This window comes from Hymenobacter persicinus (assembly GCF_004167665.1).
GTDB lineage: Bacteria > Bacteroidota > Bacteroidia > Cytophagales > Hymenobacteraceae > Hymenobacter > Hymenobacter persicinus.
Genome location: NZ_SEWE01000099.1, coordinates 1 through 1,057 on the forward strand (window position 1 = coordinate 1; position 1,057 = coordinate 1,057).

The 1,057-nt window shown below is 67.0% G+C and carries 1 protein-coding gene; it reads right to left on the reverse strand.

Annotated features, from left to right (window positions below):
- Positions 1-1,057, reverse strand: a 1,057-nt coding sequence (locus tag EWM57_RS21300; RefSeq protein WP_165370601.1) for an FG-GAP repeat domain-containing protein, incomplete at both ends; no start/stop codon positions are given.

The following is a 1,057-nucleotide window of genomic DNA, read 5'->3' on the forward strand; positions in this document are numbered from 1 at the left end:
GCCGACCAGGTCGACTTTCTCGCTGGCGGCCAGGTTGACCGTGTAGCCGCGGCCGACGGTGAGCGGGGTGCTCAGGCTGGCGGGCGAGAAGTAGCCGTTGTCGAAGCTCTGGGTGGCGGCCGAGGTGCTGGTGATGCGCGCCTCGTCGAAGCCGAAGACGGTCGGGAACGGGGTCACCGTGTTGCCCACCGTGTTGTAGGCCGGGTTCACCACGGGCGAGAAGTTGGCGGTGGCCAGGTCGGCCACGGTGGTGCTCTGCACGGGCGAACTGTAGTGGCGGTAGCCCAGGCCCGCGTTCAGGCTCGGGTCGATGTAGCGCTGCACCGTGGCCGTACCGCTGACCACTGCCGCTCCTTCGTTGGTAACCAGGGCCGTGCCGCTGGCATTGGAGAGCAGCGTCAGGGCCTGGCCGTTGAGGGCGAAGTTGCCGCTGGTGCTGGTCAGGCGCAGGCGCTGGGCTACGGCCAGCGGGGCCGAGAGGGTCAGGCCAGCGGGGTTGTTGACTACCAGCTCACGGACCTGACTGGGCAGGCCCGAGCCGGTAACCTGGGCTGAGGAGCCGCTGTAGGAGTAAATGGCGTCGTTGCTGAAGCTGCGGGTGTTGGTGGTTTGCACTGCGCCGCTGGCGCCGCTGGCCGTGATGCCGGCCGGGTCGCAGATGATCAGCGTGGCACCAGCGGCTAGGGTGAAGGTGGCCGCACCGGTCAGCGGCTGGCAGTTGGTACTCAGGCTACCCCCATTCTGCACGGTCACGGCCGAGTTCACCGTGACGGCGCCCTGCAGCGTGGCCGCGCCGGTGCCGGTGATGGTGATGGAATTGTACGTGCCGGCAGAAATCGACTGGCCGGTGGTGCTGATAAGCAGGTCCGGGGCGGGCGTACCGTTATTGAAACGGGGGGTTACGTTGTTGCCGTTGAAGTTGCCCGTGGCAAAGTCTACGTCACCGTCGCCATCCAGGTCGGCGGCTACGATGGTAGTAGGGCCGTTGGCAATGGCAATGGTACCGTTGGCCACCACGGGCGGTACGCTGAACACGCCGCTGCCGTTGTTGAGGCGC